The 26,437-nt window shown below is 60.3% G+C and carries 25 protein-coding genes and 1 pseudogene; 17 read left to right on the top strand and 9 right to left on the bottom strand.

Annotation, left to right across the window (positions count from 1 at the left end; all coding sequences use genetic code 11):
* The 11 genes and pseudogenes from CFE428DRAFT_RS31845 to CFE428DRAFT_RS38145 all read left to right on the top strand — a co-directional run.
* The coding region (locus tag CFE428DRAFT_RS31845; protein ID WP_042726247.1) for a transposase at positions 1–475 on the top strand (475 nt) is incomplete at its 5' end.
* Between the two features lie 823 nt (positions 476–1,298).
* Positions 1,299–1,641, top strand: a pseudogene (locus CFE428DRAFT_RS31835) (YciI family protein).
* A 202-nt stretch (positions 1,642–1,843) separates the two neighbouring features.
* A complete protein-coding gene (locus tag CFE428DRAFT_RS31830; protein ID WP_006983869.1) occupies positions 1,844–2,347 on the top strand; it encodes a YcxB family protein in 504 nt (167 codons plus the stop codon).
* Positions 2,348–2,420: 73 nt separating this feature from the next.
* Positions 2,421–2,957 carry a hypothetical protein gene (locus CFE428DRAFT_RS31825; protein WP_131990191.1) on the top strand — a complete coding sequence of 179 codons (537 nt, stop codon included), beginning with the start codon at positions 2,421–2,423 and terminating at the stop codon, positions 2,955–2,957.
* Positions 2,958–3,353: 396 nt separating this feature from the next.
* Positions 3,354–3,815, top strand: a complete 462-nt coding sequence (locus CFE428DRAFT_RS31820) for a GNAT family N-acetyltransferase (protein ID WP_006983867.1) — start codon at positions 3,354–3,356, stop codon at positions 3,813–3,815.
* Between the two features lie 42 nt (positions 3,816–3,857).
* Complete coding sequence (locus tag CFE428DRAFT_RS31815; RefSeq protein WP_006983866.1) at positions 3,858–4,283, top strand: hypothetical protein; 426 nt, start codon at positions 3,858–3,860, stop codon at positions 4,281–4,283.
* Positions 4,280–4,831, top strand: a complete 552-nt coding sequence (locus tag CFE428DRAFT_RS31810; RefSeq protein ID WP_006983865.1) for a hypothetical protein — start codon at positions 4,280–4,282, stop codon at positions 4,829–4,831. The genes CFE428DRAFT_RS31815 and CFE428DRAFT_RS31810 overlap by 4 nt, the downstream gene beginning before the upstream one ends.
* Positions 4,832–4,939: 108 nt before the next feature.
* Positions 4,940–5,317 carry a hypothetical protein gene (locus CFE428DRAFT_RS31805; protein WP_042726244.1) on the top strand — a complete coding sequence of 126 codons (378 nt, stop codon included), beginning with the start codon at positions 4,940–4,942 and terminating at the stop codon, positions 5,315–5,317.
* Positions 5,318–5,445: 128 nt separating this feature from the next.
* A complete protein-coding gene (locus tag CFE428DRAFT_RS34840; protein WP_049975815.1) occupies positions 5,446–6,120 on the top strand; it encodes a CPBP family intramembrane glutamic endopeptidase in 675 nt (224 codons plus the stop codon).
* Positions 6,121–6,234: 114 nt separating this feature from the next.
* Positions 6,235–6,549 (top strand): hypothetical protein, encoded by a 315-nt coding sequence (locus CFE428DRAFT_RS31795; protein ID WP_131990190.1) that lies wholly within the window; start codon positions 6,235–6,237, stop codon positions 6,547–6,549.
* Between the two features lie 42 nt (positions 6,550–6,591).
* The gene (locus CFE428DRAFT_RS38145; RefSeq protein ID WP_131990189.1) at positions 6,592–6,825 is read left to right on the top strand and encodes a hypothetical protein; all 234 of its coding nucleotides are present in this window, start codon (positions 6,592–6,594) and stop codon (positions 6,823–6,825) included.
* Positions 6,826–6,848: 23 nt separating this feature from the next.
* Here the strand turns inward: CFE428DRAFT_RS38145 and CFE428DRAFT_RS34835 are convergent, their stop codons facing one another.
* Together CFE428DRAFT_RS34835 and CFE428DRAFT_RS31785 are read right to left on the bottom strand one after the other, a co-directional pair.
* On the bottom strand, positions 6,849–7,724 hold the full coding sequence (locus CFE428DRAFT_RS34835) for an alpha/beta fold hydrolase (protein ID WP_006983861.1): 876 nt from the start codon (positions 7,722–7,724) through the stop codon (positions 6,849–6,851).
* 225 nt (positions 7,725–7,949) lie between these two features.
* On the bottom strand, positions 7,950–8,321 hold the full coding sequence (locus CFE428DRAFT_RS31785; protein WP_006983860.1) for a hypothetical protein: 372 nt from the start codon (positions 8,319–8,321) through the stop codon (positions 7,950–7,952).
* A gap of 302 nt (positions 8,322–8,623) precedes the next feature.
* Between CFE428DRAFT_RS31785 and CFE428DRAFT_RS31780 the strand changes: the two genes are divergently transcribed.
* Complete coding sequence (locus CFE428DRAFT_RS31780; RefSeq protein ID WP_006983859.1) at positions 8,624–11,956, top strand: PVC-type heme-binding CxxCH protein; 3,333 nt, start codon at positions 8,624–8,626, stop codon at positions 11,954–11,956.
* 325 nt (positions 11,957–12,281) lie between these two features.
* On the opposite strand, the gene CFE428DRAFT_RS31775 is transcribed toward CFE428DRAFT_RS31780, so the two are convergent.
* Positions 12,282–12,653, bottom strand: a complete 372-nt coding sequence (locus CFE428DRAFT_RS31775; protein ID WP_006983858.1) for a Dabb family protein — start codon at positions 12,651–12,653, stop codon at positions 12,282–12,284.
* A 193-nt stretch (positions 12,654–12,846) separates the two neighbouring features.
* Here CFE428DRAFT_RS31775 and CFE428DRAFT_RS31770 point away from each other — a divergent pair, with 193 nt between their 5' ends.
* From CFE428DRAFT_RS31770 to CFE428DRAFT_RS31760, 4 genes are all read left to right on the top strand, one after another.
* On the top strand, positions 12,847–13,785 hold the full coding sequence (locus CFE428DRAFT_RS31770; protein WP_157447717.1) for a trypsin-like serine protease: 939 nt from the start codon (positions 12,847–12,849) through the stop codon (positions 13,783–13,785).
* A gap of 53 nt (positions 13,786–13,838) precedes the next feature.
* Entirely contained in the window at positions 13,839–13,982 is a 144-nt protein-coding gene (locus CFE428DRAFT_RS40155) for a hypothetical protein (RefSeq protein ID WP_006983856.1), read from the top strand.
* A 69-nt stretch (positions 13,983–14,051) separates the two neighbouring features.
* Positions 14,052–15,083: a methyltransferase gene (locus tag CFE428DRAFT_RS31765; protein WP_006983855.1), complete on the top strand. Its 1,032-nt coding sequence runs from the start codon at positions 14,052–14,054 to the stop codon at positions 15,081–15,083.
* A 3-nt stretch (positions 15,084–15,086) separates the two neighbouring features.
* Entirely contained in the window at positions 15,087–17,234 is a 2,148-nt protein-coding gene (locus CFE428DRAFT_RS31760; RefSeq protein WP_006983854.1) for a prolyl oligopeptidase family serine peptidase, read from the top strand.
* Positions 17,235–17,407: 173 nt separating this feature from the next.
* Here CFE428DRAFT_RS31760 and CFE428DRAFT_RS31755 read toward each other — a convergent pair whose 3' ends face one another.
* From CFE428DRAFT_RS31755 to CFE428DRAFT_RS31745, 5 genes are all read right to left on the bottom strand, one after another.
* On the bottom strand, positions 17,408–18,370 hold the full coding sequence (locus CFE428DRAFT_RS31755) for an alpha/beta hydrolase family protein (protein ID WP_006983853.1): 963 nt from the start codon (positions 18,368–18,370) through the stop codon (positions 17,408–17,410).
* On the bottom strand, positions 18,367–18,519 hold the full coding sequence (locus CFE428DRAFT_RS41495) for an apiosidase-like domain-containing protein (RefSeq protein ID WP_420196908.1): 153 nt from the start codon (positions 18,517–18,519) through the stop codon (positions 18,367–18,369). The genes CFE428DRAFT_RS31755 and CFE428DRAFT_RS41495 overlap by 4 nt, the downstream gene beginning before the upstream one ends.
* Positions 18,501–18,668, bottom strand: coding sequence for a hypothetical protein (locus tag CFE428DRAFT_RS38130; RefSeq protein ID WP_006983852.1), 168 nt, complete (start codon positions 18,666–18,668; stop codon positions 18,501–18,503). Before CFE428DRAFT_RS38130 ends, CFE428DRAFT_RS41495 begins: the two co-directional genes overlap by 19 nt.
* Before the next feature lie 48 nt (positions 18,669–18,716).
* Positions 18,717–19,682: an alpha/beta hydrolase family protein gene (locus CFE428DRAFT_RS31750; RefSeq protein ID WP_006983851.1), complete on the bottom strand. Its 966-nt coding sequence runs from the start codon at positions 19,680–19,682 to the stop codon at positions 18,717–18,719.
* Positions 19,683–19,983: 301 nt separating this feature from the next.
* Positions 19,984–22,296 (bottom strand): Tex family protein, encoded by a 2,313-nt coding sequence (locus tag CFE428DRAFT_RS31745; protein ID WP_006983850.1) that lies wholly within the window; start codon positions 22,294–22,296, stop codon positions 19,984–19,986.
* Between the two features lie 497 nt (positions 22,297–22,793).
* Here CFE428DRAFT_RS31745 and CFE428DRAFT_RS40150 point away from each other — a divergent pair, with 497 nt between their 5' ends.
* On the top strand, positions 22,794–25,457 hold the full coding sequence (locus CFE428DRAFT_RS40150) for a DUF6797 domain-containing protein (protein WP_131990185.1): 2,664 nt from the start codon (positions 22,794–22,796) through the stop codon (positions 25,455–25,457).
* A 401-nt stretch (positions 25,458–25,858) separates the two neighbouring features.
* Here the strand turns inward: CFE428DRAFT_RS40150 and CFE428DRAFT_RS31735 are convergent.
* Positions 25,859–26,437, bottom strand: a 579-nt coding sequence (locus CFE428DRAFT_RS31735) for a transposase (RefSeq protein WP_157447716.1), incomplete at its 5' end; no start/stop codon positions are given.

The following is a 26,437-nucleotide window of genomic DNA, read 5'->3' as shown; positions in this document are numbered from 1 at the left end:
CAAAGCACTCGATGACGTGCGCAAGCAACTGCGCCGTGAAGGGGCCGGACTGGCCGGTGAACTTTGGGCGATCCGAGGCAACAGTTGGACGCGCTCGGAGGAACAACTCGCGCACCGCCAGCAACTCTGCACCCAATATCCCAAACTGGGCCGGGCCATGATGTTGCGCGAAACCTTCCAGGACGTGCTGGCCGGCGAAGATGCGGTGGCCCTGCGCTGGTGGGTGACTCGTGCCAGACGATCTCGATTGGTCCCCTTTCGCAAACTGGCCGACAGCGTCATGGAACATTGGGACGGGATCGTGGCTTTCCTGGAAACCCGTGTCACCAACGGCGTGATCGAGGCGATCAACGGTCTGCTCCAACTGGCCAAACGCATGGCTCGCGGCTTTCGTTCTTTCCGCAACTTCCGCCTCATGGCTCTGCTCAAAGCCGGCCGCCTCCAACTTCACCTCCCCTCCCTTTCACCCACTTAAAACAGCGAAGCGGCCTATTTTTCCGATGCTGGGGGCGTTGATGTCATCGTATGCCACGTCCAATACTCAAACAGTTCGGCGATCTAAAGCCGGAAGATTTCAGGCAGCATCCTATTTGGGTCAGCGTCCACACGCTCGACTACGGCGCGGAGTGGTATGAGGAAACCGACGAGGAGACATTTCGACCTTGGCTCGAGAAGCCGCCAGTTGGAGCAGACGAGATGTTCTTGGTGAGTGCCCGACTTACGTTCGCGGATGGCACAGAGTTCGACGGGTTTGTCACGCCCGCCCGTTCGTATGAGGGCTTGCGCAGCATGGGCTCGCTCCAGCCGCAGATCTTCGCACCATCTGGTCGGAGGTTCGGATTCTGGCAGGGGATGTTCCGGCGGTCGGAGTCGGAGCGAGATTTCTACCAGACATTTACCAAGTCACCGCAGCAGGTATTCCCGATTCGGTTTCAGCCGCTGCCCGGGCCTCACGTCGAGCGTTGCTTCTGGCGAGATACCCGGATTCATGTCCCGACCACGTGGAGAGGTGGAGGTCACGCAATGACACCTCCTCAGAAACTGGAATTTCGGAGCGTTGACTATGAACAACTTACATCGGCCATGAAAGCGGGGAGACAGAACCAGAAACAGGATCAGTTCCTTCGCTCATTGCTCCGCGCGCAGCGTGGTTGGGATGCTAACCAAGCGCTGCAGGCGAACGGGCCGGGAATTCGCTTCTGCGTTCGACGCGTTCACGGGTCCGTCTCCCGCCATGGCGGGATTGGGGGCGACTCACCCGCTTTATTCCCAACATCAATCCTCAAATTGAAAGCAACATGGCCAAATACCTGATTTCCTTTCCCAGCGCGGCAATGGTCGTGCCCGACGGTGAATGGGAGGCGGTGGGGCGCGACGCGCACGCCGTTATCGATGAAGCGAAAGCCGCTGACGTTTACGTCTTTGGCGGCGGCATCGACGAAGCCGTTCCACCCGTGCTCGTTTCCGCCGACGGCGCGGTTGCCGAGGGCGGCTACCCTTGGGGCTCCCCCGCTCAACGGCGGCTTTACCGTGCTCGAACTGCCCTCACGCGACCAGGCGGTCGCGTGGGCCGCGCGCATCGCAAAAGCCTGCCGCTGCAAACAAGAACTCCGTGTCTTCGGGTTCGATCCGCAGTCCTGAAGATCATGGATTTGTATTACATGGATGGCACTGGTGAGGTTTTTTATGGCGAGTGATCCGTCCTCAATGCACCATGACGCCTTCCAAGCGCTGCAGGTGAGCCGAGAACTCCCTCCTGCGTTCGACCCGCTCACAGACCCGTCTCCCGCCATTGCGGGATTGGGGGCGTTAGGCGCTTCTACCCGTGTTCTATAACCGACCCATGGCAAGCATCCAATACACCAATACCTTTGCAGACATCCTGTCTTTCTCGGCATACACTTATTCGCGGTCGCCTGTGATGCTCGCTCTCTACTCGCTGCTCTTTGGCTTCGCCTGCATCTCCTCATACACGGCTGTACCGGCGTCGGCTGCACTGGGAATTCGTTTGCTGACGACCGCCATCATGGTCTTACTCTTCATGCTGGCTTTCTTCATTTTCTTTAGCGTCATCGTCCTGCTGAGCCTCATCTCCAAAGCCAACAAAACGTTTCTCACCCAGCACACGATTACGCTTGCCGACACTGGTCTGATCGAGGAGACCGAGTTCAACCGCACAGAACAAAGGTGGCCTGGCATTCCGCGTCTTGTTCGGACTCGGCGCTACATCTACGCTTACATTTCCCAGTATGCCGCGCACGTCATTCCACGTCGCGCATTCAGCGACGCTGCCTCGTGGGAGTCTTTCTATGAAGAGCTTCAATCCCGAGTTCGACGAAACGCCTGACCCAGCGTTGCAGCGAACACGTCTCCCCGCCACTCCGGCGTGTTGCTGAGCTTGGAGGCGTAGGCGCATGCCCATGAGCAAGTTCACGAAGGCAACTGTCGTCAGGATCGGAATTCCTCTTTTACGATTATTGCCATCTTGCGCAGCTCTGTATGGCTTCGCCGCGTTGTATGACCTCGGAGCGAAGACGTTCATCATCCACACCGCACCACTGCAGAAGTTGTTTTATGCTCCGATCGTGCTCTTTGTCTGGAGCGGACTCGCCTTAGTCCCGTTCATCTTGCTGCGCAGCTCGATCGTGTTCTACATTTATGCCACCATCTTCTTTAGTTGCCTGGCGTTCATGGCCTACGATTACTTCGTTCCCTTTCGTTACGTCTCACCCTACTTCCAAGGCGAGATACAAGATGCAGGCGGCGGATATTCCCGCTCCGGAAACCATGCCAGCATCGACTATTGGATTTCCTATCCGACATTTCCGCCCAACGAGGATGATTGGCCCCTGTCTCTCGTCCGCGTTGCTCCCTTGGCCCTCGCATTTGTATATCGACGATTTTATCCTTTGTGGGCCACCAACGCCTCCTCAGACGTCGCTACGCGCACTCCATGATTTCCGTGTTTCTGTTCTCGCACGCACCGACTTTCTTTGTCGTCGGACTTTTGCTCGGTTTGCTGTCAGGAGTTTGGCTCTTGTTCGCGAGCTACTCTTGCGACGCTCATCTCGCCCGTTGGTCTTACTTCTTGCCGTTGCTTACCATTCGTTTGGTCGTTACGTATCCACAGCGTTGCCTGGCACCGTTTTTACTTCAGCATGTGGCATTTCTCTTTTGCCTGCCTTTGCTGTTACGTGTTTTCCGCATTGTCACGTCGATTGGAGCAGCTGAAAGCCTTTGAGCATGGCTTCCCGTTCAACCGAAGCGCCTCCTCAGAAACTGGAAATTCGGAGCGTTGATCATGGCCAACCTACATCGGCCGTGAAAACGGGGAGACGCAGCCAGAAACAGGAATGAATGTCCGTGAAGTGCTTCCGACAGACCATGATGCCTGGCTGGCCATGCGTTCGGCTCTTTGGCCGCATTGCACACCGGAGCGTCACGTTACCGAGATGCGCGATTACGCCAGCCGCAACGGCTCCTTCGCCACGTTTGTTGCCATCCAGAGCGGTGTCGAGTTTTGCGGCTTCATCGAGGTGTCGCTGCGTTCCTCAGCCGAGGGCTGCACGTCACGTCCTGTAGGCTACGTCGAGGGTATTTTCGTTTGGCCCGCTTTCCGCCGCCAAGGAGTCGGTCGCCAGCTCGTCACTGCGACCCAGAACTGGGCAGCATCTCACGGCTGTGTCGAGTTGGCATCCGATTGCCACGCCGACAACGAGGCCAGCATCCGTTTCCACCGTCAGCTTGGATTCGACATCGCCAGGCAACTCATTCACTTTCGTCGCACCATTTCCGACGCAACCGGAAATGTCTAATCCAAGCGCAGAGCTTTGGGCGCTTCTGCGCGTCTCGTGTGAATGAAAGCAAAACAAACCGCAATCGAAGCGACGCCGAACTCGACGCACGAGGTGGCTTTCGTTGAGACGTTTGTCGTTCCCGACAAGCGCTCTCGCTACTTGGAGTTTCTACCCAACCCAAAGCGACGTGCCGAGATTCTTAGCCGTTGGAACCACTTCTTCGACTTCATCCCGGAGCGCGCGACTCAGATTCCTCGCACTTCAGCATCCGAGTTGGCTCAAGTGCTTCGTCGTCGTGGTGCGGGTCGTTTAGCCTACGTCATCGGCGACAGCAGCAGCGACGCACGCGAGTTACCGCTGGAGGACGCCATCGAGAGCGCGCTGGCTTCAGGCTGGGGCACCGTCGTGTCTTGCGTTCCCGGTCGGCTTGCTCTCTACCTTCAGGAGTTTCCGCCGGGCGCTACCTTCATCCTCAACTTGCAATGAACGAATCGTCTAGCCAGGCGCTGCGGCGAACGGGCCGGGAACGCTTTCCTGCGTTCGCCGTGTCCAGGCCCGTCTCCCGCCGTGGCAGGATTGGGGTCGTTGGCGTCACGACAGCGTTTCTCGCGATTTTCGTATTCTTGGTTTTCGTTCCGGGAAGCACCCTTTGCAGAGCCGACGCGGTGTCCAAATCAACCGAGGAGGAGTCGCTGAGCGACGTCATGGCCGGAGACTATGACCTGATCGGTCGAAAGCCAGACTCTACAACGACGTATTCAGGCAAGGTCACGCTTCGGGTCGACGGTGCCAATCTGAGAGTGACTCGAACCATTGCCGGCAAGACCTCCCAAGGCACCGCACATTTCGAAACGGTTGCCGGTTCGGATCGCATCCCCGTCCTGCGGTTTCGGTTCGTCTTGGACGGTGTTGAGTATGAGGCTACCTATCGCTGGCACACTGACCCAGACAACTATTTCCGCTTTACTGGGATCATAGGCCACCCCGGAACAAAGTCTCCGGGACTTGAAGCGCTTTTTCCAATCCACAAATGACGCCTCCTCAAGCGCCGCAGGCGAAGTGCTCCGGGCTGCCATGCCTGCTGCTCCCCAAAGAACTTCACCCACCTTGGCGATTTGGAGCGATAGGTGGCATCACACCTCATGGCCATTCGAGAGCAGCTTGACGAAGTCGAACGGACGATCGGTTTCAGGTATCCGTCGTCCTTCGCGGCCAAGGTTGAAGAGTTATCTCGTCTTCTCGCGACAAAACGCTTTCGCCGTGCATTTTCTGATACACGGCTGCTTTTGTCGGCGCCCGACATTACAGCGGCGCGCGACCATATCCCGGGCGCATTTCTACCATTCATGCGAGAGGAGCAGCCATCATGGCCGGACATCTACGCCTTCGATCTCGGCAGCGATGGACCGGAGTTTCACGTTGTTATCTGGTCAGACCATGCAGTCGTGATGGACTGGGCGGATTTTGCAGTTTTCTTGGAGTGGATTTATGAACAGATTTCCAAGCATGGCAAAGCCTAACCAAGCACCGCGGACTGCTTCGGGCCGTCATGCCTGCTGCTGCCCAAAGAACCCACCGCACAGCAATTCTGTGGTCCCTTCGCAGTCTGCCGCCATGGCGGGAGCGGGGCATTAGGCGGCTTGACACGATGAAGTCGTTCATCCGCAATCTTTCCGCGCCCGTAGAGTTCTTTCTCGTGATATTCGTTTGTTTTTGGTGGGGTATTATCGGAAGTATCGTAGCCGTTGCCAGCCATTCGTGGAGAGTCAGCTCGGCGGTCGAGTTCACCGACAGCGGGGCACTGACTTTGGTCATCATCGAATTGTCGGGCTTGGCCGTCACATTCTGGAGTGGCCGCATCCGCGGTTGGTCGTTCCAATCATTCGGTTTGCAGCCTACCTGGAGATCTACCGGAGCAGGCTTTCTTCTGTGTTTAGCCGCAGGGTCGGCGATAGGCGTCAGTGTCTTGCTGGCCAATGCCATTTTCCCAGGGTCGGCGCAATTCCTGCCGGTGGCCAGCCATGTGTCTGTGCCCTTGCTCATTCTCGCTTCGGCAATCAATCCTGTTTTTGAAGAAACCATTGAGATTGGTTACTTCGTCCGATCGTTGGAACGGTATGGCATGTGGGCTGCAGTATTAGCGAGTGCGCTGTTTCGCGCGTTTCTGCACGCCTACCAAGGTGCCAATGCCATCGTGGTGGTCTTTCCGATTGGCTTGATTTTTGGATTTGTTTATTGGAAGTGGCGCCAGCTATGGCCGTTGATCGTTGCCCACGCGCTGTTTGATTTATATGCACTGTTTCCTCGATCGCACGCGGCCTGACAAATTGCTGCAGGTCACGCGGGATGGCGCTCTCGGTTTATCGAGAAGTTGCTGGTGGACCGGTGTTACCACCCCCCGCGTGCCTGAACTCTGGTCGGGCAACTTCGCACCGGTATGACGTTTTCGCGGCCACGCATTGGGCTTTCCGCCGCATCTTTACTCACCATCGGTTTGCTCATGTGGCCTGTCGTATTCGCGGCTGACGGTATCCATCGGTTCTACGGGTATTCATGGCGACCGTTCCTGGATTATTTCGAGCTGGCGGCCGCTTTGATTGGTCTGATCTGTTGTGGAGCGGCGCCATTTTTTACCACGCTTCGAGTGGGACAGAAATGGGTGTTCCTCGCGGGCTCCCTCACCGCATACGCGGCAGATTTTTTCGTGTCGGCATTTCTCGGCATGATCGTCTTTGGAATACCAATGGATTAAAATGTGGCGGCTTATCGCTCGTCACATTGAACCAACACACCTATGAGCCAGGAATCCAAGCCTCTACCACAATTACAGTTTGTTTACGTCGCACTCTGTTCTGGCGGCGCCTCTACGGTCATAGCATTTTTAGTTCTTCTGATGTTCCCGCATGTTAGCGGCAGCGAGTCCATGGCGTGGGCTATTGCCTGCATGTGCGCGGCGATGGTGGCCGCACCGGCGGTCATGGGAATAGGCGTCGCCTACTTTATGAGCAAGCAAGCGCCGCGTGAATGACGACCTCCGAAACCGACCGTCGCCTAGCTTTGGTAGGTCAGCAGGTCGGCGAGGATCGCGCGGCGGTGGCGGATGGCGAGGGAGTAGTGCGCTTCGTCTTCGAGGAAGCGCGGTTCGCAGTTGGGGAGTTGCGCGACCATTTCCTCGGCGAGTTGCCAGGCGAAATTGGCGTCCTGTTTGCCGTGCCAGAGGCGGACGTGAACGCGCACTTCATTGAGCGGGAAGCCCCAGGGTTGCGTGTAGATCACGCCGTCGCCGTAGAGGCCATCGGCGCCGACGCGCCAGGATTCGCGGTAGTTGCGGAAGCAGCTTTCGAAGATGGCGTGGTCGGCCAGGGTCTCGGCCTCGGGAGGGGGCATCTTGCGGAGTATCCACGGGCGGATCCAGAGCGGTGGGCGCAGGCGCGCGACGGGACGGGCGGCGCGGAAGACCCAGCGCAGGACGCTGGGGCGCACGCGTTGGGTGCGGAGCAGCCAGCGGTAGGCGGGATTCAGGTAGCGAATGTCTTTGCGCTCGGCCAGCGGGGGCGCGCTGCAGACGACGGAGACGACGGGGATGCGATCGGGAAGACCCCAGGCGGCGGCGAGGGCATAAGGGCCACCGCCGGAAACGCCGAGGACGCGGAATTGCTCGAGGCCGAGGACGTCGGCCATGTCGCCGATCAGTTTGGGCCAGTCGGTGAGGGTGCGGCCGGGATGAATGGGAGAGAGGCCCACGCCGGGGCGATCCGGCGCGATGATACGGGCGCCGAGGGCGCAGGCGGCTTCGTGGAGCAGGCCGCCTTGCAGGCGGGACGCGGGCCAGCCGTGGCAGAAGAGGACAGGGGTGCCGTGGGGATCGCCGTATTCGGCGATGGCCAGTTGGCGGCCATCGGGAAGATCGAGGACGCGGGAGGCCATTGCCGGGTGGCCATTGGCCGGGGCGGTGAGAGTCGATCCAACCAGTTCGTCGGGCACAAATTCACAAGACACGCACTGCCGGTGAACAGCAATAGGGAATACATCACAAAAAACGTGCGCGCCGTCAGTGTGGTACGGCGCGCACGCACGTTGAGTTTTGGAATCATTCCTCAACCCGCGCGCGGGGCGCGGGTGGGGAAAGTGGCGTTTGGTCGCCGGGCTGCGTTAACCGCGTTTGGTCGCGGTGGACGATTTTTCCGTCTTGGTGGAGGACATCTTCGGGGTGCCCTTCTTGGTGTCGCGTTCGGTCATGACGCCCTTCTTGCTCACCAGATTACGTTTGCCTTTGAAAGTATCGGAAACGATCTGCGGCGAGTGCATGAGCGAGTGGCCGGTGCGCTCGAGGAAGACCACCGGGTAACCGATCGTGCGCAGGGGCTGCGATTGGCTATCCCAAGTCTTGCTCGTCTTCTCGGTCTTTTGGACCTTGGTTCCGGACATCTTCGCCTTCTGGTTGGGTTGCTGATCCGCCAGCGCCGAAGCGCCCAAAGCGCACATGGCCGCGAGGGCCAATGTGAAGTATTTGGTCGTTTTCATAACAAAGACTGAATCGAAATCGGCGCGAGGGGTGGTTCCTTGACCGGACCTCCCGCTCGGGTGTGACCCCTAAAGCTGGGAGACTGTAAAATGGACCGATGCAAGGGTAGAGAGGCCCGCGAATCACGCGAATGACACGGATGAAAGACACATCATTCGTGTCATTGGCGTGATTCGCGGGCACTTTTTTCGCAGCCTCTTTGAGGGGAGGCGAAAGCTGCAGTCACGAGGACCTGTTGCGTCTGCGGCTTGCGGTGAAGGGAAAACACTGCTTGTCTTTCGCTCCCATTTTCCCCGATCGCATGAAATCACCACTGCTTCTTCCCGCCGTCCTCGTTGCCACTCTCCCACTGGCGTCGCTCATCGCCGCCGAAGAGGGTGGAGGTCACGGCAGCGGCGCGTCCTCGGAGGGTGTGGCGCCGGCTTCAGATGAAGGGCAGAATGCGATCAAGTCGTTCAAGTTTGACGAAGGCCTGAAAATCGATCTGTGGGCCGCGGAGCCGCTGCTGGCGAATCCGGTCTGCTTCACGGAGGACGAGAAGGGCCATTGGTATGTGGCGGAAACGTTCCGGCAGGAAAAGGGCATCGAGGACGACCGCGGGCACGCGGAATGGCGCGATGAGGACATTGCCTCGAAATCGCTCGCGGACCGGCTGGCCTATATGCACAAGCACGTGCCGGACACGACCCTCTTCGAGCAGAAGTTTGCCAAATACGAAGACCGCATCCGCCGGCTGGAGGATACCACGGGCAGCGGCATCGCCAACAAATCGACGATCTTTGCCGATGGCTTCCGCGACGCGCTCGATGGCACCGGCGCAGGCTTGATCGCGCGGGGCGACGAGATCTGGTACACCTGCATCCCGAATCTCTGGCACTTCCGCGATACGAAGGGCACGGGCACGGCCGACGTGAAGGAGAAACTGCTCTCCGGCTTCGGCATCAAGTTTGCCTTGCGCGGACACGACATGCACGGGCTGCGCTTCGGGCCGGACGGAAAGCTGTATTTCTCGATCGGCGATCGTGCGCTGCACGTGAAGACGAAGGAGGGCAAGGACATCGCGCAGACGGAGAGCGGCTCGATCATGCGCTGCAATCCGGACGGCACGGACTTCGAGATTTTCACCACCGGCGTGCGCAATCCGCAGGAACTCGCGTTTGACGAGCACGGCAACCTTTTCACCGGCGACAACAACTCCGACGCCGGCGACAAGGTGCGCTTCACCTATCTCGTGGAAGGCGGCGATTGCGGATGGCGCATGGCCTTTCAGTATCTGCCGGATCGCGGTCCGTGGATGCGCGAGCGTCCGTGGGATGAAGTGATCGCGCCGACGGTGCGCTACATCATTCCCTGCGTGGCGAATATCGGTAACGGCCCGAGCGGGCTGACCTACAATCCCGGCACGGGGCTCTCGCCGAAGTACTACAAGAATTTCTATCTCAGCGATTTCCGCGGCGGCGCGGCGGCCAGCGTGGTGCACGAGATTCACACCGAGCCGAAGGGCGCGTTCTTCACCGCTACGCATCGCGACTGGCTGAAGGGCATGCTCACCACCGACGTGGAATTCGGCAATGACGGCGCGCTCTATGTGCTCGATTGGGTGGCGAGCTGGGGCGGGGTGGGCAAGGGCCGCATGTATAAATTCACCGATCCGGCGAACGCCAACACGGCGCTGCAGAAGGAGACGGAGAAGCTGATTTTCGACGGCATGACGAAGCGTTCCGACGACGAACTCGCCAGGCTGCTGGCGCACGCCGACATGCGCGTGCGGCAGGCGGCGCAGTTCGAGCTCGCGAATCGCGGCGCCGGTTCCATCAAGACCTTTGCCGCGGTGGCGGCGGACACGAAAGTCGCGAATCCGTTGGCGCGTCTGCACGCCATCTGGGGCCTCGGCCAGCTCGCCAAAAATGCGGGCGCTCTGGATTCCCTGCCGGCGCTGCTCGCCGATGCCGACCCGGAAGTGCGCGCCCAAGCCGCTCACGTGCTCGGCGATCACAAGGTGAACGCAGTGTCTGCCAAGTTCGTCGAGATGTTGAAGGACAAGGAAAACCGCGTGCGTTTCTTCGCCGCGATGGGCATCAGCAAGACCGCCGACAAGAATGCTTTCGATCCGCTCTGCGCGATGCTTGTGGAGAACGACGACAAGGACCCGATCGTGCGTCACGGCGGCGTGATGGGCTTGATTGCTACCGGCACGGCCGAGCAGATCGCGGCCAAGGCGCACGATCCGTCCGTGGCCATGCGCGGCGATGCGGTGGTGGCGTTGCGCCGGTTGGAGAGCCCGCTGGTGGCCCAATTCCTCAAGGACGCGGATGAGTCCGTGGTGCTCGAGGCCGCCCGCGCCATTCATGATGTGCCGATCCAAGGCGCGCTGCCGGCGCTCGCGGCGCTGACGACAAATACAGCGATCAAGAATCCGAATATTCTCAATCGCGTGGTGAATGCCAACTATCGTCTCGGCAAGGCGGAGAATGCGAAGGCACTGGCCGAGCTCGCCGCCAATACGCAGATGCCGGAAAGCGCTCGCAAAGACGCGCTGAACGCGCTGTCGGACTGGGCGCACCCGGATGCGAAGGACCGCTTGCTCAACCAGTGGCGTCCGCTGCCCGATCGCGGCGATGAAGACGCGTCCGTGGCCATGAAGGCGACGGCGGCTCAGCTCTTCAAGGACGCGCCGGCGGCGATCCAGGAAACGCTGGCCAAGCTGGCCGGCAAGCTCTCGCTGAAGAACACCGGCGAGCCGCTCGCGCTGCTCGCGATGAATGACAAGTCCAGCGCCGCGGCGCGCGCCGAGGCGGTCAAAGCGCTGACCGAACTCAAGGATTCACACCTCGCGGAAGTCGCCCACCACGCAATCAAGGATGGCAACACGGAAGTGCGCAGTGAGGGCCTGAAGGCGCTCGCGGTGGCGGATCCGGTGGCCGCGGTGAAAGTGATTGCCGAAGTGCTCGAGAAGGGCAGCACCAAGGAGAAGCAAGGGGCACTGGGTGCGCTCACGCAGATTCAAAATCCCGAGGCGATCAAGCTCCTTTCTACGCAACTCGACAAGCTCATCGCGCATCAGCTTCCCGGCGAAATTCAGCTCGACGTGATCGACGCCGCGACCGCACACGACAACGCGGAGCTGAAGAACAAACTCGCCCAGTACGAAGCGGCGCTCCCGACGGCTGACGCCCTTGCCAAGTTCCGTGTGGCCCTCGTCGGCGGCAACGTCGAGCGCGGCCGCAAGATCTTCCGCGAGAAGGAAGCGACGCAGTGCCTGCGCTGCCACAAGTGCGAGACCGGTGACAGTGTGGTCGGCCCCGACCTCACGCACGTCGGTTCGCGCAAGAACCGCGAATACATCCTCGAATCGATCGTCTATCCGGACAAACAGATCGCCGAGGGCTTTGAGATCGCCGTGCTGACGCTTCAGAATGGCAGCGTCGTCGCTGGCCGCCTCGCCGCACACAGCGACAAGGAATTGAAGATCGAGACGATGGACGAGAAGGGCAAACCGCAGGTCGTGACCGTGGAAGTGTCGCAGATCAAGAACCGCCAGCGCGCTCCTTCGCCCATGCCGCCGAACCTCATGGACTTCCTGTCCAAGTCGGAACTGCGCGACCTCGTCGAGTATCTCGCCACGCGGAAGTAGGGATTCAACGCAGAGGCAGAGGCGCAGAGGAAAGCTCGAAGCGCCCCCAAAAAACCTGTCATCCTGAGCGAAGTGCCCCGGGGCGTAGGTGGGCGGGGCGCGCAGTCGAAGGACCTCCAATATCACGGGCGAAGGCGGAGGGAAAAATAGTAAGCGCGTGCTCGCGCGTAGGGCGTGGAAGCTCCGCGCGAAAACCCTCGGAAGCGTGAGGTCCTTCGACTCCGCCCATGCTTCCCCGCTTCGCTCAGGATGACGGGCTTTTTGGGGCGCTTCGCGCTTCCTCTCCTCTGCGTCTCCGCGACCTTTGCGTTTTTAAATCCGGGCCTTACTTCTCTGGCACGAAGTCGACGACCATCACGTCATCGAGGATTGGCTTGAGGATGTCCACGAAGGCTTTGTGCGCCGGGTGCACGAGATAGGCGTCGCGATCCTTGGCGTCCTTGAAGCTCACGATCCAGACGTACTTGAAATCCTTGCTCAAGCCTTCGGGGCTCGAATTCGTGCCCCATTCGAGCGATTCGACCTGGCTGATCTTGGTCTTCAGCGCGGCAAATTCGTCGGTGATGTGCTTGATCTGCTCCGGCGTAGCGGTGGATTTGAACTTGAAGTGAACGATGTGACGGACCGGTCCGTCGGCGGCGATGGAGGACATGGTAAGAAAGACGATAGCGAGGAGGAGGGAGGCGAGGGTTTTCATTGGGAGGCCGAAGTGTGCGAAGGAAGCGCGCGACGTGGCAACGGAATTTCCGATCTCCTTCAGGCCAAACTTTACACGTTGTTCACCGAGGAAACCTTGCCGCTGCTCGCTGGGTATGCGAAATGACGCCCCATCGGCCGCTCCCGTGGCGGCTGCATTTTCGATGCGCTTTCCCTTCTCCCAATCCGTTTTCTTGACCGCACTCTGTGGCGTCGCGTTCGCGCCCCTGGCCTCGGCGATCACCATCCGCGACGATACTCCAGATTCTTCTTACCTTACGCTGGGCGCGGACCCGACTTACCAAGCCGCGGGCTTCTTTTCCGGCGGGTCTTTTGGAGGCACGCTCATCACCGATCCATTTGGCCTAAACGAGTATGTCGTCACGGCCACCCATCCTCGTCGAGGCGGGGCCGGATCGTCGCCGGGCAGCAGCACTTTTACGATCGGCGGCAATGCCTATGGCGTCTCGGCCATTTTCAGTGCGCCTGGTTACAACTCCAGCACCCAGCAAAACGATTTGAGCGTCATACGCCTGAGCGCGCCGGTGACCGGTGTTACTCCCGTGCAGTACTACACGGGAACGGCGGAATTGAATAAGACCGTCACTGCCATCGGTTACGGCTTTTCGGGCACTGGTCTCACCGGAGGAGTGACTGCCGACAGCCAGCGCCGGGGCATGAATAACGTCATCGACGTGCTCGATGCGTCGACCATCAGTGCGGGACTGCCTTCCACGTCCTACCTGTTCGATTTCGACAACCCTTCCGGCACCAGCAATTCCCTGAGCCTCCTCAATACCGGCGGAAAGGCCAATTCCTCCGCATCCGCGCTTTCCTTGGAAGGCAGCCTCGCAGCGGCGGATAGTGGCGGCGGCGAGTTCGCGATGATCGGCGGCACGCTCTATCTGGTGGGGGTGAATTCGTACATCGCCGCGCCTTCGACGAATCCGGATGCAGCAAATCCGGACGGGCATTATGGCGATATCGACGGTGCCACGCGGGTCAGCCTTTTTTCGGAATTCATTGCGCAGACCGTCCCAGAGCCGGGCCCGGCAGCATTGCTGGTCGGCGGGTTGGCCGTATGCGGTGGTTTGTGTCGTCGGCGTGGAGGCTCTGTCGGTCCCGCTCGTTGAGTCGGGCCTCTGACTAAGGTCCGCTTTGCAGGCGTCGCCGCAACCGCATCGAAATGGCGGTGTTGCTTCACGCAACTCCATTGACGAACCCGCTCGACAAGGGAGCGTATGACCAGAGGCGCAGCGTGGTCGATTACTACGATTGGCTGGGCCGGCGCTACCACATCGGCGTCTTCGGTCAGCGCATCTACGACTAAGCCGCGCGTCGCTGCGTTGCTTTCCGCGTGGCCAAAGGCCAACGGATCAGGCAAAGGTGAGAGCCCTTTATGCCTGTCGATCCACTCCTTTCCGAACCCGCCACCGATCCACTGCCGCTCTATCGCGGGCGGGATGCCATCGTCGCCACGGACCTGCTTGCCGCCGCGATGGTGCACCTGGACTTCTTCACCTGGCTGAGCGAGCACCCCTCCACCCTCGGCGCGATCTGTGCGCATTTCGAGATTCATTCGAGGCCGACGGATGTACTCATGACCTTGCTCAACGCCATGGGGCTCATCACGCAATCGGGCGGCGTCTTTCATCTCACCCTGCGGTCGCGCGAACATCTGGTGAAAGGCTCGCCGTGGGATCTCACGCCTTACTACACGTCGATGAAAGATCGGCCGCAGACGCTGGATATGTTGAAGGTCCTGCGCACAGGGAAGCCGGCCAATTGGGGGAGCTACGATCCGCAAGCCTGGGCGCAGGCCATGGAGCGCGAGGATTTCGCCGGGCCATTCACCGCGGCGATGGATTGTCGCGGCGTGGTGCTCGGGCCGGCGATGGCGAAGAAGCTCGATCTCTCGGAAAACAAGGCGCTGCTCGATGTCGCGGGCGGATCGGGCATTTACTCCTGCGCGATGGTGGCGAAACACCCGCACCTCCGCGCTTCGGTCTTCGAAAAGAAACCGGTGGATCGCATCGCCCGTGAAAGCATCGCCAAGCGGGGCTATAGCGAGAAGGTGAGCGTCACGACGGGCGATATGTTTGCCGATGATTGGCCCACCGGATTCGACGTCCACCTCATCTCAAATGTGCTGCACGACTGGGACGAAGAACCCGTTCGCAAGTTGCTCGCCAAGTCGTACGCGGCGCTGCCGAAAGGTGGCTCGCTCATCGTGCATGATATGCACATCAATGCGGAGAAGACCGGGCCGTTGCACGCGGCGGAGTATTCGGCGTTGCTGATGAATATCACCGAAGGGAAATGCTACTCGGTCGGGGAGATGCGCGCCTATCTTGGTGAACTCGGATTTGAATGGACGGACTTTCAACCGACGGCGGTGGGCCGCAGTTTCATTCTCGCCAAAAAGCTCTGATCCATGACCACGCTTCCCTCCCGTTTTGCCCTGTGTGGTGCCCTGTTGCTCGTCCCAGCCGTGCTGCTGGCTGACGACACTCATTTGCCTTACCCGGTGGCTCGCAAGAGCGACCAGGTCGATGACTACCATGGCGTCAAGATTGCCGATCCTTATCGCTGGCTGGAGGACGATAATTCCGCGGAGACCAAGGCGTGGGTGGAGGCCGAGAACAAGGTGACCTTTGCCTATCTTGACACGATTCCCGAACGCGCCGCGATCAAGGAGCGGCTGACCAAGCTGTGGAACTATGAGCGTTTCGGAGTGCCCTTTCACGAGGGGGGGCGCTACTTCTTCACCCGCAACAGCGGTCTGCAGAATCAGCGTGTGCTTTATGTGGCGGAGAAGCTCGACGCCACGCCACGGGTGTTGCTCGATCCCAATACGCTTTCCACCGATGGCACCGTGGCGTTGAGCGGTTACTCGCCGAGCGAGGACGGTAAGTATCTCGCCTACGGCTTGTCCAAAGCAGGATCGGACTGGGAGGAATACCACGTGCGCGACGTCGCCACCGGCGAAGATCGGGAAGATCTCGTGGAATGGGTGAAGTTCTCCGGCGCCTCGTGGAAGAAGGACGGCAGCGGCTTCTACTACAGCCGCTACGATGCGCCGAAGCCCGGCGAGGAAAAGAAGGGGCTCAACGAGTTTCAGAAGCTCTACTTTCACCGGCTCGGCTCGAAGCAGAGTGAGGACGTGCTCGTTTACGAGCGGCACGACCATGCGGATTGGGGTTTTAACGGGAACGTTACCGATGACGGGCACTATCTGATCATTCACGTCTCGCAAGGGACGGATTCGCGGAACCGCGTCTTCTTCAAGGACCTCGCGGACGAAAAGAGCCCGGTCGTCGAGTTGCTCAACGACTTCGATGCCAGTTACGACTTCATCGATAACATCGGGCCGGTCTTTTATTTCAAGACGGATCTCGATGCGTCGCGTGGTCGGGTCATCGCGATCGACACCGCGCATCCGCAGCGCAATCGCTGGGTGGAGGTCATTCCGCAGGAAAAGGTCGATGCGCTGGAGGGCGTGTCGGTCGTTCACGATCAATTCATCTGCACCTATCTGCACGATGCGCATAGTGTCGTGCGACTTTTCAACGCGGAGGCGACCGACGGTCCCGCCAAATTCCTTCGTGAATTGGCGCTGCCCAGCCTGGGCTCGGCGGGCGGCTTCGGCGGGAAGCGCAAGGACACGGAAACGTTCTATTCCTTCACCAGCTTTACGGTGCCGGGCACCATCTACCGACTCGATCTCACCGCCGGCGAGAGCGCTGTATTTCGTGAGCCGCATGTTGATTTCAACCCGAACGACTACGAGACGAAGCAGGTCTTCTATAAGAGCAAGGACGGTACGCGCGTGCCGATGTTCATTACTTACAAGCGTGGATTGAAACTCGATGGCGCCAACCCGACGCTGCTTTACGCCTACGGTGGTTTCGATATCAGCCTCACGCCGCGCTTTAATGTCGCCGATCTGGTGTGGATGGAGCGGGGCGGTGTCTTCGCCATGCCGAACCTTCGCGGAGGCGGGGAATACGGTGAGGAATGGCATCAAGCGGGAATGATCTTGAAGAAGCAAAACGTCTTCGATGACTTCATCGCCGCTGCCGAGTGGCTCATCGAGAATAAATACACCTGTTCGCAGAAGCTGGCGGTCCAGGGCGGCAGCAATGGTGGGCTGCTGATTGGCGCGTGCCTGACGCAGCGGCCGGAGCTCTTCGGAGCGGCACTGCCGGCGGTCGGCGTCATGGACATGCTGCGCTTCGACAAGTTTACCATCGGTTGGGCGTGGCGCAGCGAGTATGGCTCGGCGTCGAATCCGGAGCAGTTCCGCGCGCTCTATGCCTATTCACCGCTGCAGGCGATCAAGCCCGGCGTGCGGTATCCGGCGACGCTCGTTGCCACCGCCGATCACGACGATCGCGTGGTACCCGCGCACAGCTTCAAGTTTGCCGCGCGTCTGCAGGAGTGTCAGGCCAAGGACGGCCCGCCGGTGCTTATCCGCATCGAGACCCGCGCCGGTCACGGCGGCAACAAGCCGATGACGAAGGTTATCGCCGAGCGGGCGGACGAGATCGCCTTCATGCTGCGGTCGCTTGGGATGAACTAGACACGGTTGGGAACGGCCTCACTGGGAAGGGCGACTTTCCAGTCGCCCTGCGCCGTGGAGCGATGCCTGTCGGGATTGGCGCTGCGCGCGTTGGATAGGGTCAGCGACTGGAAAGTCGCCGCTCCCAGTGAACGCCATCGAAAATGCGATGACCTTCGTTTCCGCCATGACGTCTACTTCTTCAGCATCTCGATGAGGAAATCCTCGATCTTCGGATGTTTGACATCGGGCGCGCCGGGGTAGACGAGCTCGCACGAGACTCCCTTTTCTTTGCAGTGCTCCTGCAGCTTCACACCGAAGTTCGCGGTGTGCGTGGGATCCTTTTGGTCCTGACCGAGCGCGGGCGCGGTGGGGAAGGACATATAGATCGGCGGATCGTCCGAGGAGACGTGCTCGTAGGGCGAATACTCCTTGATCCATGGCATGACCTTGTCGCGGCCGGCGAGGAACTCGGCGAAACTGGGGAAGCCAAAGGCATGGCCGCCGTATTTGCTGTTCGGCGTCCATTCTTTCATCTGCTGTGGATCGAGCGTGGTCTGCGGGACATTGACCGCGGCGCAGGTCAGGCGCGTCGACTCGTGCGCGATGGGATCGCTGCTCTTCGGGTCGGCCATGTCGTCGTGAAAGTCGAGCCACAGACTGGAGCAGGCGCCGGCGGAACCGCCGGTCGCGCCGATGCGCGTCTTGTCGATGTTCCATTCCCGCGCTTTGCTGCGGACGGTTTGCAGGGCGCGCGCGGCGTCGTGGAGCGGCCATTCGACTGGCGGCCATTGGCCTTCGGCCACTGCATCCGTGGTGAAGCGATACTGGATCGAGACGACCGAGATACCGTTCTTGAGATAGTTGGCCACCGCGACGGGTTGTTTCTCGCCATGGACCCAACCGCCGCCGTGAATATAAAACACGAGTGGCGTCGGTTTGTCGGACGGAGCTTTGTAGAAATCGAGGACCTGCTTCGGGTGCGGGCCATAATGGAAATCGGCCACCGTGGGCGGGGGGACTTGTGGCCGTGGCGTGGCGGCCGGCGTCGCCGCGGGAGTGGTCGACGATGGAGTCGCGGATTTCGGAGCGGGATCGGCGGCGAGCAGGGGAAGGCAAAGGGAGCTGACGCCGATGGCAAGGATGATGCGGTTCATGGGGTGGGGATGGTGAAAGCTGTGATAGGGTAACCTGCGGAGGCCGATTCCAGTAGGTCCTGGCGATTGACCCGGTGAAACAGCTCCCACGCGGTATCGCCGAGGTAGAAGAACGGCCGCCGTTCGCAGACTAGCCGCGATCGATCGATTTTCGACCCTCGTATTTTCCGAGGATGGTCTTCGCGGCCTTGTCTTCGTATCGCTTCTGCGACGCCTTATCGCCGCCCATGAGACCCTTGACGATCCCGGTTTTGGAGTTGGGTTTTGCTTTGGCCTTTTTGCTGGGGCGTTGTGGCATGACAAAGAATATTGTTGTTGGTCGTTTTAGGCAAGTTTCACCGCGAGGTCAGCGCTTCGCGGGGATGGTCAGTTCCTGCGGGGTGAACTGGATGTTCACCTCGGCGCCGGTGTCGGCCAGAATCTTGCGGGCGATGAGGCGTTCGGTGGGTTGGAGCGTGCTGAAATGGTCCGCGCCGGCGATTGGGTAGAAATGGACCGCAGGCGAGTGCGGCATTTTCGCCATCGCGCGAAGGCTCGCGATATTCGAGCGGCCTTCCGCGCCTTCGAAGACGAAGGTCGGTGTCTGGATCGCCCGCAGGTAACGGCCCGGTTCGCGCAATGTTGCTTTCCGATGAATGCTCAGGTCGAAAGGCAGATTCTTCGCTCCATAACCGGTGACATCCTCGACAGGGCCGAAGGAGAACACCGCGCGAAAGTGATTCACCGATTCCGCGGCGAGCAAGGCCAGCGTGCCGCCGGTGCTGTGTCCGCCGAGATAGATGCGTTGGGGATCGACGTAGTCGAGCTTGCTGAGGTAATCCGCGGCGGCGAGCACATCGTCGACTTCGCCGTAGAAACCTTCCATCCAACCGGGCGCATCGTTCCCACCGCGCAGGCAGGGATACATCATCACGAGGCCCGCTTCGCGGAAAGTGGTGGCGGATTGGTCGTTGTCCGGCGGGTTGGGCGTCCAGGCGAGGTCGCTGATGCTGTTGCTGAAGCCGCCGACGACCCAAATGATCGCCGGATGCTTGCCGCCACCTTTCTGCGCGACGCCGACGTAGGCCGGCAGTTCGCCGGCGGACGAAGTGTATTTCACCAGGCGAAAGAAATCCGGCGGCGTCGGCGCGGGTTCACCGAGGTGCACATGCCGTGTGAGGTGCGTGGTGTAGCCACGCCGCGCTTCGGTGAGATTGGTGATGTGTTCCGCCGGAGTTGCCTGGGCAGATGCGGCGGGTTCCGCGGAGATGGGTTTGCACGCGACACCCAACGCCAGAGCCGCAAGAGCGAAGAGGATAGGTGTGACGCGCATACAGGTAAACCGGTGGGCCTAATCTAAATAGGAGACCGAATGGCCGCAAAGAGGCGCAAAAGGCGCAAAAGGCGCAAAAGGCGCAAAAGGCGCAAAAGGCGCAAAAGGCGCAAAAGGCGCAAAAGGCGCAAAAGGCGCAAAAGGCGCAAAAGGCGCAAAAGGCGCAAAGGGAGGGCATGACAAAGCACGGCCGCTCAACCCACGTGAGGACATCGGGCGGCGAGGCCCGACAGCCCAAGAGGAATTCTCCTTTTTGTGCTTTCTGTGCCTTTTTGTGGCCATCCCGATCTCCGCTTTTGGGTTAGCCCCGCTTCTGCTGCGCCATGTCGAACCAGCTCGGTCCGCTGGGCGCCGACGGGCGGGAGCCGCCACCACCGCCGCTGTTGCGGTCCTGGAACTTGCGCACGTCGCGGTCGTTGCCGCTGCCTTTTGGACGTTGGTCGCGCGGAGTGAGATCGACCTTCGTCTTGAGCGAGAGCGCGATGCGCTTGCGAGCCATGTCCACTTCCATGACGGTGGCCTGCACCCGCTGGCCGACCTTGAGGACGTCGGCCGGATTCTTCACAAATTCGTCGCTCATCTGGCTGATATGCACGAGGCCGTCCTGGTGGACGCCGATATCCACGAACGCGCCAAAGGCCGTGACGTTGGTGACAATGCCCGGCAGCTTGAGGCCGACCTTGAGGTCCTCCATTTTCTCCACGCCCTCGGCGAAACTGAACGCCTCGAACTTCTGGCGCGGGTCGCGGCCCGGCTTGGAGAGCTCGGCGAGAATGTCCTTCAGGGTGGGCAGACCGACTTCGGTCGTGACGTATTTGTCGAGATGGATCTTCCCGCGCTTCCCGCTGTCCTTGAGCAGGTCGAGCACGGTGCAGCCGAGATCGCCGGCCATCTTGTCGACGAGCTCATAGCGCTCCGGGTGCACGGCGCTGCCATCGAGCGGATGCTCGCCGTCGCGAATGCGCAGGAAGCCCGCCGCCTGCTCGAACGCCTTCGGCCCCAGGCCGCTGACCTTGAGCAATTCCTTGCGCGACTTGAAGGGGCCGTTTTCATCGCGATGCGCGACGATGTTGGCCGCGACCCGCGCGTTCAGGCCGGAGATGTAGGCAAGCAGATGCTTCGAGGCCGTGTTGATCTCCACGCCGACGTTGTTCACGCAGGAGATGACCACGTCATCGAGCGAACGCTTCAGCGCGTTTTGATCCACGTCGTGCTGATACTGCCCGACGCCGATCGATTTCGGGTCGAGCTTGACCAGCTCGGCGAGGGGATCCATCAGCCGGCGACCGATGGAGACCGCGCCACGCACGGTCACGTCCTTGTCCGGAAATTCTTCGCGGGCCACTTCGCTCGCCGAATAAATCGACGCGCCGCTTTCGCTGACCATCACCACCGGAATCGACGACGGCAGGCCGAGCTTGCGGACGAACGTTTCCGTCTCGCGCGAAGCGGTGCCGTTGCCGATGGCGATGGCTTCCACTTTGTATTTCGTGACCACGGCCTTGATCATCTCCGCCGCTTCCATCTGATCGCGCGCGCCCTTCTCGGGATAGACGACATCGTGGGCGAGCAGCTTGCCCTGGCGATCGAGCAACACCACCTTGCAACCGGTGCGGAAGCCGGGGTCGATGCCGAGGGTGACCTTCTGCCCGAGCGGGGAGGCGAGGAGCAACTCGCGCAGGTTGTCGGCGAAAACGCGGATGGCTTCTTCGTCGGCCTTCTTCTTGTAGAACGTGCGGGCTTCACCCTCCATGGCGAAGCCGAGCAGGCGCTTATAGCAATCCTGCACCGCGAGCTTCACCTGTTCGGAAGCGGGCGACTTGCCCTTGACGAAAAGACGTTCGAGCAGCGCGCCGGCCTCGATTTCATCCGGCACGAGCCGCGAGAAGAGGAAGCCTTCGGATTCACCACGACGAATGGCGAGAATGCGATGCGAGGGCGCTTTTTCGGCCGGCTCGGTCCAGTCGAAGTAGTCCTTGAACTTGGCGCCTTCCTCTTCCTTGCCGCTGATGACCTTCGACTTGATCACGCCCTTGTTGAGATAGAGTTCGCGCAGCTTGGCGCGGGCATTGGCGTCGTCGTTGATCCGCTCGGCAAGGATGTCGCGCGCACCGGCCAGCGCCGCCGCCACATCGGGCACGCTGTGTTTCTTGGCGTTGATCTCGATTTCCGGGCCAACGAAGGGCGCGGCGGCGGCTTGCGGGTCGGTCGCGGGATCCTGCGCCCAGAGAATTTCCGCGAGCGGCTCCAGCCCGAGATCCTTGGCGATGGTGGCCTTGGTCGTCTTCTTCGGACGGAAAGGCAGATAGATGTCCTCGAGCGTGGTCATGGAGTCCGCAGCCTCGATCTTCGCGGCGAGCACTTCGGTCATGAGCTTGCGCTCTTCGAGCGACTTCACGATCGCCTCGCGGCGCTTGTCGAGTTCCTCGAGTTGCTCGATGCGATCGCGAATCGAGGTGATCTGCACTTCGTCCAGCTCGCCCGTCTTTTCCTTTCGGTATCGCGCAATGAAAGGCACGGTGGCGCCTTCCTCCAGCAGCACCGCCGTGGCGGCGACCTGGCGGGGTTGGAGCTTCAGTTCCGAGACGATGCGAGCGAGATGTTTTTCGATCATGAGAAAAGCGTGAGGGCGCATGATGCGACGCGAAATCGGGGAGTCAATCGTCGCTGCGGAATAAAAGTTTTGTGGAAATGAAGTGGAACGTTGACAGCGCGCGGAGGGGTGTTTTGGCGACGGGAAACGCGCGGAAAAATCGAGGTTGGCAAAGTCTTGTAAAGGCTTGTGCAGATCACCGTCCGATGCGCCGTTGGCGCGCCAGGCTGATTCGACAGAAGGGAACGACCACGGGTTACGCTGATTGTCCGGATTTCGGGTGCAGCAAGGATCGAAAAATCCGTGTCATCCGCGGTCACCATTTCTTATTGTCCAGCTTTTCGGTACACGCTCTAAGAGATTTGAAAAAAGTGCCCGCGAATTACGCAAATGACACAAATGGGCGTATTTTTCATTGGCGTCATCTGTGTGATTCGCGGGCCATATAATCTCGCTGCCGCTTTATTTCACAGTCTCTAAGAAACCCTTCCAAAAGGGCATCCCTACGCTCATCGCTCATGAAATTCCTCCCTGTTCGTCCTGCTTTCCTTTCGCGCGCTCTTTTGCCGGCGCTGGCTGCTCTCGTTACGATGGGCGGATCGGCCTTTGCCGCGGATGATCCCTGGAAGCCGTGGATTGAGCCGGATTTCCCGTTTTTCTCTTCGGGGTTGGACTTGCGTCCGCAATCGCCGAAGGATGCAAAAGAGTGGAACATCACACCGCGAGGAATTGTGCTCAATCTGGGCAACGATTGCTGGGCATGCTTCGATACCGATCTGCTGCGCGTTTCGGCGATCTGGACGGGCAAAGGCGTGACCGAGGATTCGCTGGCCCCGCTTTCCTATCAGAACAAGCCGCTGAAGACGGTCGGCGGACAAAGCAAGCTGCCCAAGCCGGATGGCAAGGTCTGGTTGATGAATGGAGTTTATCCGGGCTGGCAGCTCGGAGACAAAGTTTCGTTCGACGATCCGCGTGAACCGCAGCCGAGTCCGGAAGAGCCGGGACGCGGGCCGATCCCGCCGTCCGTGGGGCAATTCAAGGCGGTGCGCTTGAACGGTCACAGCGCGGTCCTCGACTACACGGTGGATGGTGCCGAGGTGGAGGAACAACTCCAGGCTGGCAGCCGGGGCGATGCTCATCTGGTCACTCGCGCTTTGCGTTTGGCGCCCTGTCCACATGCGGTGTCGTTGGTGCTCGGACATCCGCTGGGCGGCGATGCGGCTCCCAAGGTGAACGCCATGCTCGTTTGGGAGCCAAAGGGCAGCGCGACCATGGAGCAACAAGATGGGACTTGGGTGGCCCACATTCCGGCGCATGAAAAGCCGTTGGAATTTACCGTCTTTCTTTCCGAAGGCGGAGAGTTCATCCCCAAGGATTTTATTGTCGTTTCGCATCCGGCACCCAGCATCAACCGCTGGCCGCAGGAGGTGGTCACCAAGGCGACGCTCTCGACCTCGAAAGACGCTTTTGTGGAGGATGAAATCCCGCTGCCGCTGAATAATCCATGGAAGCGCAATGTGCGCATGGCGGACGTGGCCTTCTTCAAGGATGGCACAGCGGCGGGGGTAACGGTCGATGGTGATGTCTGGCTCATTCGTGGGCTGGGAAAGGATCTTGGTGAGGTGCATTGGAAGCGTTTTGCCTCGGGGCTGCATGAGCCGATGGGCATCGCGATTCGCGATGAGCAGATCTATGTTTTCGATCGCAACGGCATCTGGCGCCTGCGTGATACGAACAACGATGGCGTGGCCGATGTGCATGAGCTTTTCTGCAATGCCTTCCCGCAATCGGCGGAGAGCCGCGAGTTCCCGATGTCGATGCGCCTCGCACCGGACGGTTCGTTCGTCATTTCCAAGGGCGGACAGCAGGCTTCGACGATCAGCAAGCTGAACGGTAGCGTGCTGCGCATCGCGGCGGATGGAAAGAGCTACGAGATTCTCGGCGTGGGTTTCCGCCAGCCGTTCATCGGGGTGAATCCGCGCACGGGATTGGTCACGGCGAGCGACCAGGAGGGCAACTATGTGCCCACCACGCCGCTCTATATTGTGAAGGGCGACGAGTATCATGGGTTCCTTTCCGAATTGCTCCCGAAGGAAAAATATCCCGCACCCATTGCCGATCCGCTCACCTGGATTCCGCATCCGGTCAATCCTTCCGCGGCCACACAAACGTGGCTCATCGGGGCGAACATGGGGCCGCTGAATGATTCGCTGATTCACGTGGCGTTCAATCGGCCGGAGCTTTTCAGCGTGTTGCTCAATGAGCGTGGCACCAAGCCGCAGGCCGCGGTGGTCAGCGTGGTGCATGACTTCGACATCCCGGTGCTCAACGCCAAGGTGAACCCGGCCGACGGCTGGGTCTACATGACCGGCTTTCAGGTGATCGGGTGGGGGACCACGGCGACTCGGGTGAGTGGGTTTGGCCGCGTGCGTTACACCGGCGCGACCTGCACCGTGCCCAAGGAAGTCATTCCAATGGACAAGGGTGTGCTGTTGCGTTTTGACACGGAGGTGGATCCGCAGAAGGCGGCCGACCCAGCGAGCTACACGCTGGAGAGCTGGCACTACAAGCGCACTTACAAATACGGCTCACCGCACTTGAAGGCGGATGAAACGCCGGGGCAGGATTGGATCACGCCGAGCAGCGCATATGTCTCGAAGGACGGGAAGAGCGTGTTCGTCGGCGTGCCGGGGATGAAGCCGGTGCAGCAGATGCGCATCGGCTGGGGCATCGTAGCCAAGGATGGCACGAAGCTGGAGAGCAACGCGTTCTTCACGCCGTATGAATTGGTGAAGTTCAATCCCACCGCGGAAGGGTTTGGCGATATCTCGGTCGATCTCACGGCCAAGGCGACGGTCGCGCAGGCCAGCGCGCCGGCGAGCGCGGAGGAAGGCAAGCGGTTGTATCAGCTCATGGGCTGCATGGCCTGCCATGCGATCGATGATACCATCCAGCCGAAGATCGGTCCGCCGTGGAAAGGGTTGTACGGCAAGACAGTCCAGATATCGAAAGGGCCGGATGTGGTGGCGGACGATGCTTACATCCGCGAGTCAATTCTCGTCCCCAGCGCCAAGATCGTGAAGGGATATGAGAAAGTCGAGGCGGGCATGCCGGTTTACCAGGGCGTGCTGAGCGAGTCGCAGATTCAGTCGATCATCCTGTACATCAAGACGCTGAAGTAGGCCGCGGCTAAAAAAACGCAGAGGACGCAGCGCGGCCGAGCCGCAACCAAAGGCCCCACCCATTTAAACGCAGAGGACGCCGAGAGCGCAGAGGGCCGCAGAGGGGGAAAAAGAGCGGCCAATGAGACAGTGGAACGGGCGCCCCCTCGTTGTCCCATAGTCTGATTGTCTCATTGTCTTCTGCCGTTCCTCTCTACAGTGCTAACCCGAAAAGTGTACGCAGCTTGCGGAAATTTTTTTGACCACGGATTTCAGGCATGTAGTCATTCAAGTTTTTTGTTGGGAAGTTTTTCGTTTCTCCTTTCTGTCGCCGAAGGCGACGCCTGGAAGTTCCCCCCAAACGCCGCCGCGGCGAGCGGCGCGGGGTTTGGGGGCGCGCAGCCCCCATCAGCCCGGGCGCGCTAAGTGGCGGAGGGTTGCAGGAAGCGCTTTTGCAGTTCGAGTAAGCAGGGCTTCAATTGGGCTGGCAGTCCGAGTTGCACGCGCAGGCTCTTGCCCAGAGTGACGGCCAGTTTGTGCAGCTTAAGGGTCACGCTTTTGCTCGTTTCCAGAGCTTGCGGTGGATGGTCCGAGAGGACGTGCCAGACCTGAACCAACAGCTTGCGAGCCACCGCGGCCACGGCAATGTGGCGATGTCCTTTGCGGGCAAAGAGCTTCCAGCCCCATTGGCCCAGCGTGGTCTGAGCTCCGGCGCGCAGCACCGCCTGCGCTCCTTGGATGAGCAGGTGGCGCAGATCGCCGCGCCCTCGCCGGCCCACCCCCAGCTTGATGCGCTTGTCCTTGCCGCTGTCGCGCTGACCAGGGTTGAGCCCCACGTAGGCCACCAGCTTTTCCGGGCCGCTAAAGCGACGCACGTCGCCGATGATCGCCAACAGGGCAAAGGCATTGATCAGACCGATGCCCAGCAGTTTCAAACAACGCAGCATCCGCGGCTCATTGGCCACTTCCTGGGCGATCCGCCGCTGCCACTGCTGGCGGCG

The sequence above is a fragment of the Chthoniobacter flavus Ellin428 genome (assembly GCF_000173075.1).
GTDB lineage: Bacteria > Verrucomicrobiota > Verrucomicrobiia > Chthoniobacterales > Chthoniobacteraceae > Chthoniobacter > Chthoniobacter flavus.
Note: the sequence above shows the minus strand (reverse complement) of the source record. Positions and strands in the feature narration are given on the sequence as shown.

Excerpts from the sequence above, each read along its gene's own strand:
- CFE428DRAFT_RS31830 (WP_006983869.1), top strand. The coding sequence starts at position 1,844 with ATGGCAAGCATCCAATACACCAATACCTTTGCAGACATCCTGTCTTTC.
- CFE428DRAFT_RS31825 (WP_131990191.1), top strand. The coding sequence starts at position 2,421 with ATGAGCAAGTTCACGAAGGCAACTGTCGTCAGGATCGGAATTCCTCTT.
- CFE428DRAFT_RS31820 (WP_006983867.1), top strand. The coding sequence starts at position 3,354 with ATGAATGTCCGTGAAGTGCTTCCGACAGACCATGATGCCTGGCTGGCC.
- CFE428DRAFT_RS31815 (WP_006983866.1), top strand. The coding sequence starts at position 3,858 with ATGAAAGCAAAACAAACCGCAATCGAAGCGACGCCGAACTCGACGCAC.
- CFE428DRAFT_RS31810 (WP_006983865.1), top strand. The coding sequence starts at position 4,280 with ATGAACGAATCGTCTAGCCAGGCGCTGCGGCGAACGGGCCGGGAACGC.
- CFE428DRAFT_RS31805 (WP_042726244.1), top strand. The coding sequence starts at position 4,940 with ATGGCCATTCGAGAGCAGCTTGACGAAGTCGAACGGACGATCGGTTTC.
- CFE428DRAFT_RS34840 (WP_049975815.1), top strand. The coding sequence starts at position 5,446 with ATGAAGTCGTTCATCCGCAATCTTTCCGCGCCCGTAGAGTTCTTTCTC.
- CFE428DRAFT_RS31795 (WP_131990190.1), top strand. The coding sequence starts at position 6,235 with ATGACGTTTTCGCGGCCACGCATTGGGCTTTCCGCCGCATCTTTACTC.
- CFE428DRAFT_RS38145 (WP_131990189.1), top strand. The coding sequence starts at position 6,592 with ATGAGCCAGGAATCCAAGCCTCTACCACAATTACAGTTTGTTTACGTC.
- CFE428DRAFT_RS34835 (WP_006983861.1), bottom strand. The coding sequence starts at position 7,724 with ATGGCCTCCCGCGTCCTCGATCTTCCCGATGGCCGCCAACTGGCCATC.
- CFE428DRAFT_RS31785 (WP_006983860.1), bottom strand. The coding sequence starts at position 8,321 with ATGAAAACGACCAAATACTTCACATTGGCCCTCGCGGCCATGTGCGCT.
- CFE428DRAFT_RS31780 (WP_006983859.1), top strand. The coding sequence starts at position 8,624 with ATGAAATCACCACTGCTTCTTCCCGCCGTCCTCGTTGCCACTCTCCCA.
- CFE428DRAFT_RS31775 (WP_006983858.1), bottom strand. The coding sequence starts at position 12,653 with ATGAAAACCCTCGCCTCCCTCCTCCTCGCTATCGTCTTTCTTACCATG.
- CFE428DRAFT_RS40155 (WP_006983856.1), top strand. The coding sequence starts at position 13,839 with ATGGCGGTGTTGCTTCACGCAACTCCATTGACGAACCCGCTCGACAAG.
- CFE428DRAFT_RS31765 (WP_006983855.1), top strand. The coding sequence starts at position 14,052 with ATGCCTGTCGATCCACTCCTTTCCGAACCCGCCACCGATCCACTGCCG.
- CFE428DRAFT_RS31760 (WP_006983854.1), top strand. The coding sequence starts at position 15,087 with ATGACCACGCTTCCCTCCCGTTTTGCCCTGTGTGGTGCCCTGTTGCTC.
- CFE428DRAFT_RS31755 (WP_006983853.1), bottom strand. The coding sequence starts at position 18,370 with ATGAACCGCATCATCCTTGCCATCGGCGTCAGCTCCCTTTGCCTTCCC.
- CFE428DRAFT_RS38130 (WP_006983852.1), bottom strand. The coding sequence starts at position 18,668 with ATGCCACAACGCCCCAGCAAAAAGGCCAAAGCAAAACCCAACTCCAAA.
- CFE428DRAFT_RS31750 (WP_006983851.1), bottom strand. The coding sequence starts at position 19,682 with ATGCGCGTCACACCTATCCTCTTCGCTCTTGCGGCTCTGGCGTTGGGT.
- CFE428DRAFT_RS31745 (WP_006983850.1), bottom strand. The coding sequence starts at position 22,296 with ATGATCGAAAAACATCTCGCTCGCATCGTCTCGGAACTGAAGCTCCAA.
- CFE428DRAFT_RS40150 (WP_131990185.1), top strand. The coding sequence starts at position 22,794 with ATGAAATTCCTCCCTGTTCGTCCTGCTTTCCTTTCGCGCGCTCTTTTG.